This is a genomic window from Pseudomonas sp. S12(2018) (genome assembly GCF_024355235.1).
GTDB lineage: Bacteria > Pseudomonadota > Gammaproteobacteria > Pseudomonadales > Pseudomonadaceae > Aquipseudomonas > Aquipseudomonas palmensis.
The window spans coordinates 282,361-298,126 of the sequence record NZ_QLAD01000008.1; the positions used below are offsets into that span (position 1 = coordinate 282,361).

Sequence of the window (15,766 nt, forward strand, 5' to 3'; positions counted from 1 at the left end):
GGCGGCCGAGCAAACCAGGATCGCGCCGTCCATCTGGGCAGCACCGGTGATCATGTTCTTCACGTAGTCAGCGTGACCTGGGCAGTCGACGTGAGCGTAGTGACGAATGGTCGAGTTGTACTCAACGTGAGCGGTGTTGATGGTGATACCGCGAGCTTTCTCTTCTGGAGCGCTGTCGATCTTGTCGAATTCAACGACTGCGGAACCGAAAACTTCGGAGCAGACGCGAGTCAGAGCTGCGGTCAGAGTGGTTTTACCGTGGTCAACGTGACCGATGGTGCCAACGTTGACGTGCGGAAGGGAACGATCAAATTTTTCTTTAGCCACGACAATTAACTCCTAGCCTAAAGGACTGAATCAGCCTTGTTTTTTAACGAGCGCTTCGACGATGTTCGACGGAGCCTCAGCGTATTTGGAGAATTCCATGGAGTAGCTCGCGCGACCCTGGGACATGGAACGAACGTCGGTCGCATAACCGAACATCTCTCCGAGCGGAACTTCAGCACGGACAACCTTGCCGGACACCGAATCTTCCATACCCTGGATCAGACCACGACGACGGTTCAGGTCACCCATCACGTCACCCATGTAGTCCTCAGGGGTCACAACTTCTACCTTCATGATCGGCTCAAGCACCTTACCGCCGCCTTTGGCTGCGAGTTGCTTGGTCGCCATGGAGGCCGCCACCTTGAACGCCATCTCGTTAGAGTCGACGTCGTGGTAGGAACCATCAAACACGGTTGCCTTCAGGCCGATCAGCGGATAGCCGGCAACGATGCCGTTCTTCATCTGCTCTTCGATACCCTTCTGGATCGCCGGGATGTATTCCTTCGGAACCACACCACCCACAACCTCGTTGGTGAAAACCAGGCCTTCGGTGATGTTGCCGTGTGCGTCCACGTCTGGCTGCGAGAAGCGGATCCAGCAGTGACCGAACTGACCGCGACCACCGGACTGACGAACGAACTTGCCTTCGATTTCGACGTTGTCTTTGGTGATCTGCTCGCGATAGGAAACCTGCGGCTTACCGATGTTGGCTTCGACGTTGAATTCGCGCTTCATGCGGTCAACGAGGATGTCCAGGTGAAGCTCGCCCATACCCGAGATGATGGTCTGGCCGGTTTCTTCGTCGGTCTTGACGCGGAACGATGGGTCTTCCTGAGCCAGCTTGCCCAGTGCGATACCCATCTTTTCCTGGTCCTGCTTGGTTTTCGGCTCGACAGCTACCGAAATCACAGGCTCAGGGAAGTCCATACGCTCGAGGATGATCGGCTTGTCGGCGTTGCACAGGGTGTCACCAGTGGTGACGTCCTTCATGCCGATCAGAGCAGCGATGTCGCCGGCCAGTACTTCCTTGATTTCTTCACGCTGGTTGGCGTGCATCTGCACCATACGACCAACGCGCTCTTTCTTGCCCTTGACCGAGTTGATCACGGAGTCGCCGGACTGCAGCATACCCGAGTAAACACGGACAAAAGTCAGAGTACCAACGAACGGGTCGGTGGCAATCTTGAACGCCAGAGCCGAGAACGGCTCGTTGTCGTCGGCATGACGCTCGTCGTAGTCGGCGTCGACCAGCTCTTCCTTTGGCTTCTCGATCAGGTCAGGATGGATACCCTTGATCGCAGGAATCTCGGTAGGAGCAGGCAGGAAGTCGATAACGGCGTCGAGAACCAGGGGAACGCCCTTGTTCTTGAACGACGAACCACAGACAGCCGGAACGATCTCGCTGGCCAGGGTACGCGCGCGCAGACCGGCCTTGATTTCTTCGACGGTCAGCTCTTCGCCTTCCAGGTACTTGTTCATCAGCTCTTCGCTGGACTCGGCAGCCGCTTCAACCATGTTGGAGCGCCACTCTTGAGCCAGCTCCAGCATATCGGCAGGAATTTCTTCCTCGCGATAGGTGGTGCCTTTGTCGTCTTCGTTCCAGTAGATAGCCTTCATCTTGATCAGATCGACCTGACCCTGGAAGTTCTCTTCCGAACCGATGGCCAGCTGAACAGGAACCGGGGTGTGACCCAGACGGTTCTTGATCTGACCTACGACGCGCAGGAAGTTGGCACCGGCACGGTCCATCTTGTTCACGTATACAACACGTGGAACGCCGTACTTGTTGGCTTGACGCCATACGGTTTCGGACTGTGGCTCAACGCCGGAGGTACCGCAGAACACAACGACAGCGCCGTCGAGTACACGCAGCGAACGCTCAACTTCAATGGTGAAGTCAACGTGGCCGGGGGTATCGATAACGTTTACGCGGTAGTTGTCATACTGACCCTTGGAGCCTTTCCAGAAGGTAGTGACAGCAGCGGAGGTAATGGTGATACCCCGCTCCTGCTCCTGCACCATCCAGTCGGTGGTCGCGGCGCCATCATGCACCTCGCCCAGTTTGTGGCTCAGGCCTGTGTAGAACAGGATCCGCTCGGTAGTAGTGGTCTTGCCCGCATCAACGTGCGCGCAAATACCAATGTTACGGTAGCGGTTGATTGGTGTAGTACGAGCCATAGAGCCCTCGCAAAAATAGTGATGCCTGAATTAGAAGCGGTAGTGCGAGAACGCTTTGTTGGCTTCGGCCATACGGTGTACGTCTTCACGCTTCTTGACTGCAGCACCTTTGCCTTCAGCAGCATCCAGCAATTCGCCGGCCAGGCGCAGGGCCATAGACTTCTCGCCGCGCTTGCGCGCGTAGTCTACCAACCAGCGCATTGCCAGGGCGTTACGACGGGACGGACGAACTTCGACCGGAACCTGGTAAGTAGCACCGCCAACACGGCGCGACTTCACTTCGACCAGCGGAGCGATGGCGTCGAGAGCTTTCTCGAAGATTTCCAGGGGATCGCTGTTCTTGCGTTCTTTGACCTTGTCCAGCGCACCGTAAACGATACGCTCGGCAACGGCCTTCTTGCCGCTTTCCATCACGTGGTTCATGAACTTGGCGAGAATCTGCGATCCGTATTTTGGATCGTCCAGAATCTCACGCTTGGCTGCTACACGACGTCTTGGCATTGATAAGCCCTCAAACGGTCTTCAGGTTAGCTCGGGACAGGGAACCCAGAGGTTGCGTGCCCGACCTTACTCTTATCGACTCAATAAAATTGATAACTGCAAATTGCTGCAAACGGCCGATTACTTCGGACGCTTGGTACCGTACTTCGAACGACCTTGGTTACGACCTTTGACGCCGGAGGTATCCAGGGAGCCGCGAACGGTGTGGTAACGAACACCTGGCAAGTCTTTTACACGACCGCCGCGGATCAGTACCACGCTGTGCTCTTGCAGGTTGTGGCCTTCACCACCGATGTACGAGGAAACCTCGAAACCGTTGGTCAGACGCACACGGCATACTTTACGCAGTGCCGAGTTAGGTTTTTTCGGCGTGGTGGTGTACACACGGGTGCACACGCCACGACGTTGCGGGCAGTTCTGCAGCGCAGGAACGTCGGATTTCTCGACGATACGCTTACGCGGCTGACGTACCAGCTGGTTGATAGTTGCCATCTACTAGCTCCACTGTTGTCTTGCGACGCTATTGTCTTGCAAGAAAAGCAAAATGGCAGGACGAAGTCCCACCAAATTTAGGGGTACAAGAGTCTAAAGAGGATCTTGCCCCTCGTCAAGGCAAGGCCCCGACATCCCCCACCCTCCCCTTCGCAACAGATTATGTCGCGAAGATCGGGTGAGGGCCGCCAGGGCCCTACGCTTTAGTTGCCGCTGGAGTTCAGCGCTTCGGTCAGTGCAGCTTCCACTTCACTGGCGCTAACACGCAACGGCTTGTCGGCATCACGGCGACGCTTGCGCTCGCTGTGGTAGGCCAGACCGGTACCGGCCGGGATCAGACGACCCACGACCACGTTTTCTTTCAGGCCACGCAGGTAGTCGCGCTTGCCGGTTACCGCCGCTTCGGTCAGTACGCGGGTGGTTTCCTGGAAGGAAGCCGCCGAGATGAACGATTCGGTGGACAGCGAGGCCTTGGTGATACCCAGCAGTACACGAGTGAACTTGGAGACAAACTTGTCTTCCGCGCCAAGGCGCTCGTTCTCTACCAGTACCTGGGTCAGTTCCATCTGGTCGCCCTTGATGAAGCTGGAGTCACCCGACTCGGCAATCTCGACCTTACGCAGCATCTGACGCAGGATGGTCTCGATGTGCTTGTCGTTGATCTTCACGCCTTGCAGACGGTAAACGTCCTGGATCTCGTTGACGATGTACTTGGCCAGCGCGCTAACACCCAGCAGACGCAGGATGTCGTGCGGATCGCTAGGACCGTCCGAGATGACTTCGCCGCGGTTCACTTGTTCGCCTTCGAAGACGTTCAGGTGACGCCACTTCGGAATCAGCTCTTCGTACGGATCGCTGCCATCGTTCGGGGTGATGACCAGACGGCGCTTGCCCTTGGTCTCTTTACCGAAGGCGATGGTACCGCTGACTTCAGCCAGAATCGAGGCTTCTTTCGGACGGCGCGCTTCGAACAGGTCGGCAACGCGCGGCAGACCACCGGTGATGTCACGGGTCTTGGACGTTTCTTGCGGGATACGCGCGATAACGTCACCAACACCGATCTGTGCACCGTCAGCCACACCGACCAGGGCGTTGGCTGGCAGGAAGTACTGAGCCGGTACGTCGGTACCTGGCAACAGCAGATCCTTGCCGCTGGCGTCGACCATCTTGATTGCAGGACGGATTTCTTTGCCTGCAGCCGGACGGTCTTTGACGTCCAGAACCTCGATGTTGGTCAGGCCGGTCAATTCGTCGGTCTGACGCTTGATCGTGATGCCTTCTTCCATGCCCACGAAGGTCACGGTACCTTTCATTTCGGTAACGATCGGGTGGGTGTGCGGGTCCCACTTGGCGACGATGGCGCCAGCGTCGACCTTGTCGCCTTCCTTCACCGAAATCACGGCGCCGTAAGGCAGCTTGTAACGCTCGCGCTCACGACCGAACTCGTCGGCAATCGCCAACTCGCCGGAACGCGATACGGCAACCAGGTTGCCGTCGGCACGCTCAACCTGCTTGAGGTTGTGCAGACGAACCATACCGCCGTTCTTCACCTGGACGCTGTCGGCAGCCGAGGTACGGCTTGCAGCACCACCGATGTGGAACGTACGCATGGTCAGCTGGGTACCCGGCTCACCGATCGACTGTGCAGCGATAACGCCGACAGCTTCACCGATGTTCACCTGGTGACCGCGAGCCAGGTCGCGACCGTAGCACTTGGCGCAGATGCCGTAGCGGGTTTCACAGCTGATCGGCGAACGCACGATCACTTCGTCGATGCTGTTCAGCTCGATGAACTCGACCCACTTCTCGTCGACCAGGGTACCGGCCGGAACGATGACGTCGTCGGTGCCAGGCTTGAACACGTCACGGGCGATTACACGACCCAGTACGCGCTCACCCAGCGGCTCTACAACGTCGCCGCCTTCGATGTGCGGGGTCATGACCAGACCCTGCTCGGTGCCACAGTCGATCTCGGTAACCACCAGATCCTGCGCCACGTCTACCAGACGACGGGTCAGGTAACCGGAGTTCGCGGTTTTCAACGCGGTATCCGCAAGACCCTTACGCGCACCGTGAGTCGAGATGAAGTACTGCAGTACGCTCAGACCTTCGCGGAAGTTCGCGGTGATCGGCGTCTCGATGATCGAGCCGTCCGGCTTGGCCATCAGACCACGCATACCGGCCAACTGACGAATCTGAGCTGCCGAACCCCGGGCACCGGAGTCAGCCATCATGTACATCGAGTTGAAGGACTCCTGCTCGACTTCGTTGCCTTCGCGGTCGATGACCTTCTCTTTCGAGAGGTTGGCCATCATCGCCTTGGACACTTCGTCGTTCGCCTTGGACCACAGGTCGATGACCTTGTTGTACTTCTCGCCCTGGGTTACCAGGCCGGAGGCGTACTGGCTCTCGATCTCTTTCACTTCGTCGGTGGCAGCACCGATGATGCGGGCTTTTTCATCCGGGATAACGAAGTCGTTAACACCGATGGAAACGCCGGAGATGGTCGAGTAGGCAAAACCGGTGTACATCAGCTGGTCAGCGAAGATGACGGTCTCTTTCAGACCAACCACGCGGTAGCACTGGTTGATCAGCTTGGAGATCGCCTTTTTCTTCATCGGCTGGTTGACCACGTCGTACGACAGACCTGGCGGTACAACCTGGAACAGCAGTGCACGGCCGACAGTGGTGTCGACGATGCGGGTGTTCTTAACGCTGCCGCCATCACGATCGTTCACGGTTTCGTTGATACGAACCTTGATCTTGGCGTGCAGGGCCGCTTCGCCGGCGCGGAATACGCGGTCGACTTCCTGCAGGTCGGCGAATACGCGACCTTCGCCCTTGGCATTGATGGCTTCGCGGGTCATGTAGTACAGACCCAGTACAACGTCCTGCGAAGGAACGATGATCGGCTCACCGTTGGCTGGCGACAGGATGTTGTTGGTCGACATCATCAGCGCGCGCGCTTCGAGCTGGGCTTCCAGCGTCAGCGGCACGTGCACGGCCATCTGGTCACCGTCGAAGTCGGCGTTGTACGCGGCACAGACCAGCGGGTGCAGCTGGATGGCCTTGCCTTCGATCAGTACCGGCTCGAACGCCTGGATACCCAGACGGTGAAGGGTCGGTGCACGGTTGAGCAGTACGGGGTGTTCGCGAATCACTTCGGCAAGAACGTCCCACACCTCTGGCAACTCGCGCTCGACCATCTTCTTGGCAGCCTTGATGGTGGTCGCCAGACCACGCATTTCCAGCTTGCCGAAAATGAACGGCTTGAACAGCTCGAGGGCCATTTTCTTCGGCAGACCGCACTGGTGCAGACGCAGGGTCGGACCTACGGTAATTACCGAACGACCCGAGTAGTCAACGCGCTTACCGAGCAGGTTCTGACGGAAACGACCTTGCTTACCCTTGATCATGTCGGCCAGGGATTTCAGAGGACGCTTGTTCGAGCCGGTGATGGCGCGGCCGCGACGGCCGTTGTCGAGCAGTGCGTCGACCGCTTCCTGCAGCATGCGCTTTTCGTTGCGCACGATGATGTCAGGCGCAGACAGGTCGAGCAGGCGCTTCAGACGGTTGTTACGGTTGATCACCCGACGGTACAGGTCGTTCAGGTCGGAGGTCGCGAAACGACCGCCATCCAGCGGAACCAGTGGACGCAGGTCTGGCGGCAGAACCGGCAGAACGGTCAGGACCATCCACTCAGGCAGGTTGCCCGAGCCCTGGAAGGCCTCCATCAGCTTCAGTCGCTTGGACAGCTTCTTGATCTTGGTTTCCGAGTTGGTCTGCGGAATCTCTTCGCGCAGGCGGCCAATCTCGTGCTCCAGGTCGATAGCGTGCAGCAGTTCGCGGACGGCCTCGGCACCCATGCGGGCGTCGAAGTCATCGCCGAACTCTTCCAGCGCTTCGAAGTACTGCTCGTCGTTCAGCAGCTGACCTTTTTCCAGGGTGGTCATGCCCGGGTCGATAACGACATAGCTCTCGAAATAGAGAACGCGCTCGATATCACGCAGGGTCATGTCCATCAGCAGGCCGATACGCGACGGCAGCGACTTCAGGAACCAGATGTGGGCAACAGGCGAGGCCAGCTCGATGTGCGCCATGCGCTCACGACGAACTTTTGCCAGCGCGACTTCAACACCGCACTTCTCGCAGATCACGCCACGGTGCTTCAGGCGCTTGTACTTGCCGCACAGGCACTCGTAGTCCTTGACTGGGCCAAAGATCTTGGCGCAGAACAGGCCGTCACGCTCAGGCTTGAACGTACGGTAGTTGATGGTTTCCGGCTTTTTTACTTCACCGAACGACCACGAACGGATCATCTCAGGCGAGGCCAATCCGATACGGATGGCGTCGAACTCTTCGACTTGACCCTGGTTTTTCAGCAAATTCAGTAGGTCTTTCAAGGCCTTTCCTCCTGGCGGAGCAGGGAGCGGGCTTTTCAGCCGCGCTCCCGATTCGCGTCACGTGTTATTCGGTTTCCAGATCGATATCGATACCGAGCGAACGAATCTCTTTGATCAACACGTTGAAGGACTCGGGCATGCCCGGCTCCATACGGTGATCGCCGTCCACGATGTTCTTGTACATCTTGGTCCGACCGTTCACATCGTCCGACTTCACTGTGAGCATTTCTTGCAGGGTGTATGCCGCGCCGTATGCTTCCAGCGCCCACACTTCCATCTCCCCGAAACGCTGACCACCGAACTGCGCCTTACCACCCAGCGGCTGCTGGGTAACCAGGCTGTAAGAACCAGTGGAACGCGCGTGCATCTTGTCGTCCACCAAGTGGTTCAGCTTGAGCATGTACATGTAACCAACGGTCACTGGACGCTCGAACTTGTTGCCGGTACGACCGTCGAACAGCTGCATCTGACCGCTTTCCGGCATGTCTGCCAGTTTCAGCATGGCCTTGATTTCGCTTTCCTTGGCACCGTCGAAGACTGGAGTGGCCATTGGCACACCGCCTTTGAGGTTCTTCGCCAGGTCGAGGATTTCCTGGTCGGAGAAGTCTTCCAGGCTTTCCTGACGACCACCGATCTCGTTGTAGATCTCGGTGAGGAACTTGCGCAGCTCGATGACCTTGCGCTGCTCTTCGAGCATGCGGTTGATCTTCTCGCCCAGGCCCTTGGCCGCCAGGCCCAGGTGGGTTTCGAGGATCTGACCGACGTTCATACGCGAAGGTACACCCAACGGGTTGAGTACCACGTCCACCGGCGTACCGTTGGCGTCGTGCGGCATGTCTTCGACCGGCATGATCACGGAGACCACACCCTTGTTACCGTGACGACCGGCCATCTTGTCGCCCGGCTGGATGCGACGACGGATTGCCAGGTAGACCTTGACGATCTTCAGTACGCCCGGTGCCAGGTCATCGCCCTGCTGCAGCTTGCGCTTCTTGTCTTCGAACTTGTCGTCCAGCAGACGGCGACGATCAACGATGTAGGCCTGGGCCTTCTCGAGTTGCTCGTTCAGCGCGTCTTCGGCCATGCGCAGTTTGAACCACTGGCCGTGCTCCAGACCGTCCAGCACTTCGTTGGAGATGACCGAACCTTTCTTCAGGCCGGCACCACCTTCGACGACCTGACCGTTCAGGGCGCTGCGCAGACGTTCGAAGGTTGCGCCTTCAACGATGCGGAACTCTTCGTTCAGGTCCTTGCGGATCTCGTCCAGCTGCATCTTCTCGATGGACAGCGCACGGCTGTCGCGCTCGACGCCATCGCGAGTGAAGACCTGTACGTCGATGACAGTACCCTTGGTGCCGGTCGGCACACGCAGGGAGGTGTCTTTGACGTCGCTGGCCTTCTCGCCGAAGATCGCACGCAGCAGTTTTTCTTCTGGCGTCAGCTGGGTCTCGCCTTTTGGCGTGACCTTGCCGACCAGAATGTCGCCAGCGCCGACTTCAGCACCCACGTAGACGATACCGGCTTCGTCCAGCTTGTTCAGCGCAGCCTCACCCACGTTCGGGATGTCCGCGGTGATTTCCTCTGGGCCAAGCTTGGTGTCACGGGCCACACAGGTCAGTTCCTGGATGTGGATCGTGGTGAAGCGATCTTCCTGAACCACACGCTCGGACAGGCAGATGGAGTCTTCGAAGTTGAAGCCGTTCCACGCCATGAACGCGATGCGCATGTTCTGACCCAGAGCCAGCTCACCCATGTCGGTGGACGGGCCGTCGGCCATGATGTCGCTACGCTGAACCACATCACCCTTGCTCACCAGCGGACGCTGGTTGATGCAGGTGTTCTGGTTCGAGCGGGTGTACTTGGTCAGGTTGTAGATATCGACACCAGCTTCGCCGGTTTCAACTTCGTCATCTGCAACACGCACCACGATACGGCTGGCGTCGACGGAATCGATCACACCGCCACGACGAGCCACGACGCAAACGCCGGAGTCACGCGCAACGTTGCGCTCCATGCCGGTACCTACCAGCGGTTTGTCGGCGCGCAGAGTCGGTACAGCCTGACGCTGCATGTTCGAACCCATCAACGCACGGTTGGCGTCGTCGTGCTCGAGGAACGGAATCAACGATGCGGCAACAGAAACTACCTGCTTTGGCGAAACGTCCATCAGGGTGACGTCTTCCGGCGCCTTGACGGTGAATTCGTTCAGGTGACGGACCGCTACCAGTTCGTCGATCAGTTGCTTCTTCGCGTCCATCGTGGCCGAAGCCTGTGCGATGACGTGATCAGCTTCTTCGATCGCCGACAGGAACACGATGTCGTCGGTAACCACACCCTCTTTCACCACGCGGTACGGGCTCTCAAGGAAGCCGTACTGGTTGGTGCGGGCATAGGCCGCCAGGGAGTTGATCAGACCGATGTTCGGACCTTCAGGGGTCTCGATCGGGCACACGCGGCCGTAGTGGGTCGGGTGTACGTCACGGACTTCGAAGCCTGCGCGCTCACGGGTCAGACCACCAGGGCCGAGTGCCGAGACACGACGCTTGTGGGTGATCTCGGACAGCGGGTTGTTCTGGTCCATGAACTGGGACAGCTGGCTCGAACCGAAGAACTCCTTCACCGCCGCCGCTACCGGCTTGGCGTTGATCAGGTCTTGCGGCATCAGGCCTTCGCTTTCAGCCATGGACAGACGCTCTTTGACCGCGCGCTCTACACGCACCAGGCCAACGCGGAACTGGTTCTCGGCCATTTCGCCGACACAGCGCACGCGACGGTTACCCAGGTGGTCGATGTCGTCGACGATGCCTTTGCCGTTACGGATGTCGACCAGGGTCTTGAGGACCTCGACGATATCTTCCTTGCTCAGCACGCCCGAACCTTCGATCTCGGTACGACCGATACGACGGTTGAACTTCATGCGACCAACAGCCGACAGGTCGTAACGCTCGGCGCTGAAGAACAGGTTGTTGAACAGGGTCTCTGCGGCATCCTTGGTTGGCGGCTCGCCAGGACGCATCATGCGATAGATCTCGACCAGCGCTTCCAGTTGGTTGCTGGTGGAGTCGATCTTCAGGGTATCCGAGATGAACGGACCGCAGTCGATGTCGTTGGTGTACAGGGTCTCGATGCGAACGACCTGAGCCTTGGCGATCTTCACCAGTGCTTCGGTGGTCAGCTCGGTGTTGCATTCGGCCAGGATTTCACCGGTAGCCGGGTGCACGATCGCCTTGGCGGTGGTGCGGCCCAGAACGTATTCCAGCGGCACGTCCAGGGATTTGACACCAGCCTTTTCCAGCTGGTTGATGTGGCGAGCGGTAATACGACGACCCTGCTCGACAATCACCTTGCCGCTGTCGTCATGGATGTCCATGACCGCGATTTCACCACGCAGGCGTTGTGGCACCAGTTCCAGGCTGAGCTTTTCGCCCGCCACGTGGAATACGTTGGTGGTGTAGAACGCGTTCAGCACTTCTTCGGTGGTGTAGCCCAGCGCGCGCAGCAGTACGGAAGCCGGCAGCTTGCGACGACGGTCGATACGGACGAATACACAGTCTTTCGGATCGAATTCGAAGTCCAGCCACGAGCCGCGGTAAGGAATGATCCGCGCCGAGTACAGCAGCTTGCCCGAGCTGTGCGTCTTGCCACGGTCGTGGTCGAAGAACACGCCTGGCGAGCGGTGCAGCTGGGAAACGATAACACGCTCGGTACCGTTGATTACGAAGGTACCGTTTTCAGTCATCAGGGGGATTTCACCCATGTAGACTTCTTGCTCTTTGATGTCCTTGATCGCTTTGTTCGACGATTCTTTGTCGAAAATGATCAGGCGGACTTTCACGCGCAGCGGTACCGCGTAGGTTACCCCGCGCAGTACGCATTCTTTGACATCAAAGGCCGGTTCGCCCAGACGATAGCCAACGTACTCCAGGGCAGCATTGCCGGAGTAGCTGATGATCGGGAAAACCGATTTGAAGGCCGCATGCAGGCCCACGTCGCGGAACTGATCTTTAGTCGCTCCCGCCTGCAAGAATTCACGATACGAATCCAGCTGGATGGCCAGGAGGTAAGGCACATCCATGACGTCCGGCAACTTGCTAAAGTCCTTGCGGATACGTTTTTTCTCAGTGTATGAGTAAGCCATCAGCGTTCCCCAGCTTGGTCACCTGCTTGTTTGGCTTCTCCCGACGGGAGCAGCCAGAAAATCGTGCAAACCCCATGGTTTGCGCCACCGTCATCGGTGGTTACCGCTCGTCATCGGCGCCGACCTGATCGGCTGCCAATAACGGAAAAAGGCCGGTGGCAAAAGCCACCAGCCATCAGCCTTTCGCTTGTCGCTCGGGCTGGAGACGCACAGTCGAAATTACTTCAGTTCGACGGTAGCGCCTGCTGCTTCCAGGTCAGCCTTGGCTTTGTCAGCGGCTTCTTTCGAAACGCCTTCAGCAACGACTTGAGGAGCGGTATCAACCTTTTCCTTGGCTTCTTTCAGGCCCAGGCCGGTCAGTTCACGAACAGCCTTGATCACGTTTACTTTCTTGTCGCCAGCGGCAACCAGAACAACGTTGAACTCGGTTTGTTCTTCAACAACGGCAGCGGCAGCAGCTGGGCCAGCAGCGGCAACAGCAGCGGTAACGCCGAAGGTTTCTTCCATTGCTTTGATCAGCTCAACAACTTCCAGAACGGTTTTCTGGCCGATTGCTTCGATGATTTGCTCGTTAGTCAGAGACATGACTTAAATCCTGTATTGGGGTGACAGCCTACGCAGCCATCAAATTAAACGTATGATTTCGAAAGGGCTTGCGGTGCCTTAGGCAGCAGCAGCTTCTTTCTGGTCGCGAACGGCTGCCAGAGTACGAGCCAGCTTGCTGGTCGCGCCTTGGATCACGCTCATCAGCTTCGCAATGGCCTCGTCGCGGGTCGGCAGGGAAGCCAACACGTCGATCTGGTTTGCGGCAAGGAACTTGCCGTCGAACGCAGCTGCCTTGATCTCGAACTTGCTCTGACCCTTGGCGAACTCAGCGAACAGACGGGCAGCAGCGCCCGGGTGTTCGTTGGAGAACGCGATCAGGGTAGGGCCGGTGAACACGTCGTTGAGGACACTGAATTCAGTGTCGGCAACAGCGCGCTTGAGCAGGGTGTTACGTACAACACGTACGTAAACGCCAGCTTCACGAGCCTCTTTACGGAGTCCGGTCATTGCGCCTACAGTCACACCACGGGCATCAGCCACGACAGCGGACAGAGCGACTTTGGCAGCCTCGTTGACTTCAGCGACGATGGCCTTCTTGTCTTCGAGTTTAATTGCCACGGGTAAAACTCCTGCTTGTTACCGTTTCATCCAGCCGAAGCCGAATGTCGTTTTGGTGTCTGACTCGGTAAGGAATCAGGGGCACCATCTGCGTAGGCTTGAGGTTTAAGGCTTGCGCCGCCTACGGTCTTGGATAGCCCCCGCCAGGCAGGGACCCCAATTTTTGCTGACGGGCGCAATTGCTCGCGCCCATCGCGGTCTTACGCGTTCAGGGAACCTTGATCGATTACCAGACCTGGGCCCATGGTGGTGCTCAGGGTAACGCGCTTGACGTAGATACCTTTCGAGGAAGCTGGCTTGATACGCTTCAGATCAGCGATCAGGGCTTCAACGTTTTCCTTCAGCTTGACGGCTTCAAAGCCGATCTTGCCAACGGAAGTGTGGATGATGCCGTTTTTGTCGGTACGGTAGCGAACCTGACCAGCCTTGGCGTTTTTGACCGCGGTGGCTACGTCTGGAGTTACGGTGCCAACTTTAGGGTTAGGCATCAGGCCGCGAGGACCCAGAACCTGACCCAGCTGACCTACAACACGCATTGCGTCCGGGGAGGCAATAACGACGTCATAGTTCAGGTCGCCGCCTTTCATTTCGGCAGCCAGATCGTCCATGCCTACACGGTCAGCGCCGGCAGCCAGAGCGGCCTCGGCAGCTGGACCCTGGGTGAACACGGCAACACGTACGGTCTTGCCAGTGCCGTGTGGCAGCACGGTAGCGCTACGAACGACCTGGTCTGATTTACGTGGGTCAACGCCCAGGTTAACGGCTACGTCGAAGGACTCGCTGAACTTCACGGTAGACAGTTCGGCCAGCAGCACTGCTGCTTCTTCGAAGTTGTAGACTTTGCCCGCTTCGATTTTCGAAGCGATAGCCTTTTGGCGCTTGGTCAGCTTAGCCATTACACACCCTCCACGTTGAGGCCCATGCTGCGAGCGGAACCGGCGATGGTACGCACGGCCGCTTCCATGTCAGCAGCGGTCAGATCAGCATTTTTGGTTTTTGCGATCTCTTCCAGCTGAGCACGGGTCACAGTACCGACTTTGACGGTGTTCGGACGCGCAGAACCGCTGGTCAGGCCAGCTGCTTTCTTCAGCAGAACCGAAGCAGGGGTGCTTTTGGTTTCGAAAGTGAAGCTACGGTCACTATATACAGTGATGATCACAGGAGTCGGCAGGCCGGCTTCTTGACCCTGGGTACGGGCGTTGAAGGCCTTGCAGAATTCCATGATGTTCACACCATGTTGACCCAGTGCTGGGCCTACGGGTGGACTTGGGTTGGCCTGGCCGGCCTTTACTTGCAGCTTGATGTAAGCCTGAATCTTCTTAGCCATGAGCTACTCCAATATCGGGTACAAGCGCCAGAAGGCTCCCCGGATTACTTGCGTTTTATCCCAGTGACGACAAAACCCCGCAGCACATAGGGCTGCGGGGTATGGGATGCGTCGTTCTGCTAGACCTTTTCGACCTGGCTGAACTCAAGCTCCACCGGAGTAGAGCGACCGAAGATGAGCACCGCTACCTGGAGCCGGCTCTTCTCGTAGTTAACCTCTTCGACCGTGCCGTTGAAATCAGCAAACGGACCGTCTACAACACGAACCACTTCACCTGGCTCGAACAGCGTTTTCGGCTTCGGCTTGTCGCTGCCATCGGCAACGCGACGCAGAATGGCCTCGGCTTCTTTATCGGTGATGGGTGCAGGCTTGTCTGCGGTACCACCAATGAAGCCCATGACACGAGGGGTGTCCTTGACCAAGTGCCAAGTCCCTTCGTTCATGTCCATCTGAACCAGCACGTAGCCCGGGAAGAACTTACGCTCGCTTTTGCGCTTCTGGCCATTGCGCATTTCAACCACTTCTTCAGTGGGGACCAGAATCTCGCCGAAGCCATCTTCCATGCCAGCCAGCTTTACGCGCTCGATGAGCGAGCGCATCACATGCTTCTCGTAACCCGAGTAAGCATGCACAACATACCAACGCTTAGCCACAGGACACCCTTAGCCAACAATCAAGGAAATCAACCAGCCGAGCAGGGAATCGAGCCCCCACAACAGCAGCGCCATGACCAGGACAACAGCCACCACAATAAGGGTGGTCTGCATGGTCTCTTGGCGGGTTGGCCATACGACTTTACGAATCTCGGTGCGAGCTTCCTTTGCCAGCGCAAAGAACGACTTGCCCTTTGCAGTCTGCAAGGCAACAAAGCCAGCAACAGCAGCAAGAGCGAGGAGTGCAATAACGCGATACAGAATCGGCGAAGCGGAGTAATATTGATTTCCGACCACGCCTACCACCACCAAAGCGACAACAGCCAGCCACTTGAGCAGATCAAAACGAGAGTCTTGGGCTTCAGACTTGGGAGTCATCTAGGAGGATCCTGTGAAAAGAAAGCCAGACACACAAGGTGAATCTGGCAGGTCAGGAGGGAATCGAACCCCCAACCTACGGTTTTGGAGACCGTCGCTCTGCCAATTGAGCTACTGACCTAAAAGCTTATCAGGCCGACCATTATGCCGGCCTGATCGAGAGAAATCAACTACTTATTCAATAACCTTTGCTACTACACCCGCA

12 protein-coding genes and 1 tRNA gene are annotated in these 15,766 nt (G+C 57.6%); all 13 read right to left on the reverse strand.

Annotated features, from left to right (window positions below; genetic code table 11):
* A partial coding sequence (locus DN388_RS20355) for a GTP-binding protein (protein ID WP_255001939.1) occupies window positions 1-327 on the reverse strand: 327 nt, incomplete at its 3' end.
* Window positions 328-357: 30 nt separating this feature from the next.
* On the reverse strand, window positions 358-2,505 hold the full coding sequence (gene fusA, locus DN388_RS20360; RefSeq protein WP_043861933.1) for an elongation factor G: 2,148 nt from the start codon (window positions 2,503-2,505) through the stop codon (window positions 358-360).
* A gap of 30 nt (window positions 2,506-2,535) precedes the next feature.
* On the reverse strand, window positions 2,536-3,006 hold the full coding sequence (rpsG, locus tag DN388_RS20365; RefSeq protein WP_008089143.1) for a 30S ribosomal protein S7: 471 nt from the start codon (window positions 3,004-3,006) through the stop codon (window positions 2,536-2,538).
* A gap of 120 nt (window positions 3,007-3,126) precedes the next feature.
* Window positions 3,127-3,498 (reverse strand): 30S ribosomal protein S12, encoded by a 372-nt coding sequence (gene rpsL, locus DN388_RS20370; RefSeq protein ID WP_003186084.1) that lies wholly within the window; start codon window positions 3,496-3,498, stop codon window positions 3,127-3,129.
* A 203-nt stretch (window positions 3,499-3,701) separates the two neighbouring features.
* On the reverse strand, window positions 3,702-7,901 hold the full coding sequence (rpoC, locus tag DN388_RS20375; RefSeq protein WP_054916698.1) for a DNA-directed RNA polymerase subunit beta': 4,200 nt from the start codon (window positions 7,899-7,901) through the stop codon (window positions 3,702-3,704).
* A 64-nt stretch (window positions 7,902-7,965) separates the two neighbouring features.
* Window positions 7,966-12,039 carry a DNA-directed RNA polymerase subunit beta gene (gene rpoB / locus DN388_RS20380; protein ID WP_043861935.1) on the reverse strand — a complete coding sequence of 1,358 codons (4,074 nt, stop codon included), beginning with the start codon at window positions 12,037-12,039 and terminating at the stop codon, window positions 7,966-7,968.
* 219 nt (window positions 12,040-12,258) lie between these two features.
* Window positions 12,259-12,624: a 50S ribosomal protein L7/L12 gene (gene rplL / locus DN388_RS20385; RefSeq protein WP_043861936.1), complete on the reverse strand. Its 366-nt coding sequence runs from the start codon at window positions 12,622-12,624 to the stop codon at window positions 12,259-12,261.
* A 78-nt stretch (window positions 12,625-12,702) separates the two neighbouring features.
* The gene (gene rplJ / locus DN388_RS20390; protein ID WP_043861937.1) at window positions 12,703-13,203 is read right to left on the reverse strand and encodes a 50S ribosomal protein L10; all 501 of its coding nucleotides are present in this window, start codon (window positions 13,201-13,203) and stop codon (window positions 12,703-12,705) included.
* Window positions 13,204-13,403: 200 nt separating this feature from the next.
* Window positions 13,404-14,099 carry a 50S ribosomal protein L1 gene (rplA, locus tag DN388_RS20395; protein ID WP_043861938.1) on the reverse strand — a complete coding sequence of 232 codons (696 nt, stop codon included), beginning with the start codon at window positions 14,097-14,099 and terminating at the stop codon, window positions 13,404-13,406.
* Window positions 14,099-14,530, reverse strand: a complete 432-nt coding sequence (rplK, locus tag DN388_RS20400) for a 50S ribosomal protein L11 (protein WP_028944937.1) — start codon at window positions 14,528-14,530, stop codon at window positions 14,099-14,101. Before rplK ends, rplA begins: the two co-directional genes overlap by 1 nt.
* A 119-nt stretch (window positions 14,531-14,649) precedes the next feature.
* Window positions 14,650-15,183, reverse strand: a complete 534-nt coding sequence (gene nusG / locus DN388_RS20405; protein WP_043861939.1) for a transcription termination/antitermination protein NusG — start codon at window positions 15,181-15,183, stop codon at window positions 14,650-14,652.
* A gap of 9 nt (window positions 15,184-15,192) precedes the next feature.
* A complete protein-coding gene (gene secE, locus DN388_RS20410; RefSeq protein ID WP_058540796.1) occupies window positions 15,193-15,561 on the reverse strand; it encodes a preprotein translocase subunit SecE in 369 nt (122 codons plus the stop codon).
* Window positions 15,562-15,606: 45 nt separating this feature from the next.
* A tRNA-Trp gene (locus tag DN388_RS20415) sits at window positions 15,607-15,682 on the reverse strand.
* Window positions 15,683-15,766 lie beyond the last annotated feature (84 nt).